2 protein-coding genes are annotated in these 3,078 nt (G+C 44.5%); both read right to left on the reverse strand.

All coding sequences use genetic code 11. The features are described from left to right. Nucleotides 1–379 precede the first annotated feature (379 nt). A complete protein-coding gene (locus NE619_RS17605) occupies nt 380–1,537 on the reverse strand; it encodes an iron-containing alcohol dehydrogenase (RefSeq protein ID WP_256133798.1) in 1,158 nt (385 codons plus the stop codon). Between the two features lie 16 nt (nt 1,538–1,553). Beyond that, on the reverse strand, nt 1,554–2,921 hold the full coding sequence (locus NE619_RS17610) for an MFS transporter (RefSeq protein ID WP_256133799.1): 1,368 nt from the start codon (nt 2,919–2,921) through the stop codon (nt 1,554–1,556). Nucleotides 2,922–3,078 lie beyond the last annotated feature (157 nt).

Here is a 3,078-nt window from a genome sequence, read left to right on the forward strand (position 1 = left end):
TAGATGGCGGACAGGCTCTGCCTGCCGGCCCCTCCTGTTATTGCTGCTTTCATTTCTCTTACCTCCTTGCAATTGTGTTTCGACTATGGTTTTGATTCTCCGGAAATCACTTACTTAAATCGCAAGACCTGTGCCAAGAAGGAGACAAGTATTCAAAAAAGTCTCAAAAGATTGAAATTACTAACTTTTCTTGAAGGCAAAAAAATACAGCCCCATTTTAACCGCTCCAAAAATATGCGCAGACGCATAGGGAAATGCAGATATACATTCTCAGCGTCTATCAAAGGGACAATATCGCCATTATAGCATGTTCAAAAAAGTACTTCTAATAAAAAAACAGTATTGCCATATATTGGTAATACTGTTTTTTACTAGCTCTCTATATTTTATAAGCAGCCTCAAATAAAGATATAAAATCGGCTTTTTCCAGGCTTCGCGCATTGCTTGGCAGGGAAACATTTTTCATACATAGGTCTGCCAGCTCTCCAAATTTCTGGCGGTTAACATAGCCCAATTGTTTCAGCGAAGGAATTTTCAGTTCTGCGGAAAGATCTTTTAGCCATCCGACCGCTTCAGCTATAATTTCCTCTCTGGTCTTATTTGTCGGATCAACGCCAAGCGCTAAAGCAACATTCCTATGGCGCTCTAAATCAGCAGTGCTGTTGTATTCAAAGACAATCGGTAAAAAAATAGAGTTTGCCACACCATGAGGGGTATCGTACATTCCTCCCAGGGCTTCCGCCATGCAGTGCACGCCTGCAATATCTGAAAAACCAAACGCAATGCCGGCCATAAGGCTTCCCGCCATCATCTTAAAGCAGCTTTCCCGGTCTTTCTCCTGTATAAAAGAGGGCAGGCTCTCCGAAATGTACCGCATAGCCTGCAGGGCTAAACCATCTGTTACGGGATTTGCAAGTTTGCAGGTATATGCCTCTATTGCGTGGGTAAGGGCATCCATCCCCGTAGGCGCGGCGACAGCAGACGGAAGCTCATATAATACGGCAGGGTCGTTTATAGCAATATCCGGTCTGATCTTATCATCAAAAATACTGCTCTTACGATTTTCTTTTTCAATCGTCAGAACGGCAAAGGACGTCACTTCGCTTCCCGTGCCCGCGGTTGTCGGAATACAAATCAGCGGGGCCGGTCTGCGCTCGACTCGGTTTGGTTTCATAATGCTCTGAATGTCTCCCTGATTTGTCAGCAGTGCAGCGACAGCCTTTCCCAAGTCCATGCTGCTGCCTCCTCCACAGGCTACAACAGCGTCCGCTCCTTCGCTCCGGGCAAATTCCGCAGCCTTCTGCGCCTCCGTATCCCGCGGATTTGCCCGCACATCATCGTATAAGAGTACTTGCATGTCAGCGTTTTTCAGAGAGGTCATCACGTTATTGATAATTTCTGTCTTGCTCAGCCCTCTGTCCGTAATCAGAATTACTCTGCTGGCCCCCAGTGTTTTTGCTGAATCCCCCGTTTTAAGAATTTTCCCCTCACCGAACTCTATTTTAGTTGGCAATTCAAACACAAAATTTTTTTGCATGATTTCTCCTTCCTCTCTACTCTTTTCTTTTTTTCAAAGCCTGTACAATTTCCATATGCTTTTCTTCAGAAACAGGATATCTTTTGACACCGACAGCAGCGACCGCAAACAGCAGCCCCGGTATAATGGTCAAGGAACATTGTATTCCCCATAATGCCTCCGAGCTCTGTACCGCAGCGTTTTGGTCATATCCAAATATGAACAGCACAATAGCCAGCAGCTGTGCGGCGCAGGCATTGGACAGTTTTAAAATAATCTTTGACATGGAAAGGATTGTCGCCTCTCGCCTTCGATTGTTTTCATATTCGTCGATTTCGCTTATATCGTACAACATCGCATAGATCAGCTGCCAATACGCAGAAGTCCCTACTGTAAATATAACGATATAGATACACAGCATTACTATGGAACTGATTTTTATAATTGCAAAAGTCAGAAAGGCAATTGCTGTAATCAGATAGCACAGGGTCATAATCGCTTTTTTATCGTATTTCTTCGACAGATGGGATAAAATCGGAGTCATTACAATTCCCACAACAGTCATAATTCCCAGAACAAGCGCTTTGGAATTTTCTGTTATCCCCAGATTATATTTCATAAAATACGCGATGCTGGAATTGCAGAAAACATTGGCCACGCATATCAGCAAGGTTATCAGCAGCAGCTGGCGGAATGGTTTCAATCGAAGTACCGCAAGATATTCCTTAAAAAGTTTTTGGGAATCCTGGTTGATTGCTTCCTTTTTTTCAACCTTTGTTTCATTCTTAAAAGCTTTACAGGTTATAGCCTGAGATATTGCCGCAATGACCGCGATAACGCATATAACAATCTGCCACGCTCCGGATGTACTCACTCCTTTTGTCTCAAGCACCGCAATTATTGGCAGTAAAAACACGACTGCGACCAGATTTCCCATTCCCATAAAAAATCTCGCATAGCCCCTTAAATCCGTTCGCTCATGGGGGTTCATCGTAAGATCCGCGCCCAGGGCCTCGTAAGGGATCATAAAATTAGAATGTGCCGTCATCAGAATCGCCAGCATAACCGTATAGTATCCTGCTTCATAAAGCGAAGAGCCTTCTGTCACTGAGAAAAATAAAACCAGCGCTATTGCCATCGGCAGAATGGACAGTCTCATATAAGGGATTCGCTTTCCGCCTTTAAGGGGATGACGGTCTGAAAGATATCCCATCAGACCCACGGAAAAAGCATTCCAGACAGTAGCGATAAAAGTAATATTTCCAGCGATCAGAGGATTAAGCTTTACTACGTCGGTCATAAAATACAGGCTGTAAATAATCAGAAGGTTATAGACAGCCGTATCTCCCAGCGACGCCGCACCGTAACTTATTTTCTCTTTTCGTGTAAAGTGCCTTTCCTCCATTTTGTTGTTCCCCCCTTCCCGCGAATACTTTCTGCTGCAGCGAAGCCGCCATATAGGCGAAGCAAATCCATCCTGCTATGGCGGCCCCTCCGGTACTAAAGGTTAAAGCTGTTCCGTAACTTTGGCAAAGACATGGACGTCTCTCTTCTCCAGCTCT

Origin of the sequence: Anaerovorax odorimutans (assembly GCF_024459955.1) — a bacterium.
Taxonomy (GTDB): domain Bacteria; phylum Bacillota; class Clostridia; order Peptostreptococcales; family Anaerovoracaceae; genus Hominibacterium; species Hominibacterium odorimutans_A.

Coding starts and splice junctions, on each gene's coding strand:
- NE619_RS17605 (WP_256133798.1), bottom strand. CDS start 1,537: ATGCAAAAAAATTTTGTGTTTGAATTGCCAACTAAAATAGAGTTCGGT.
- NE619_RS17610 (WP_256133799.1), bottom strand. CDS start 2,921: ATGGAGGAAAGGCACTTTACACGAAAAGAGAAAATAAGTTACGGTGCG.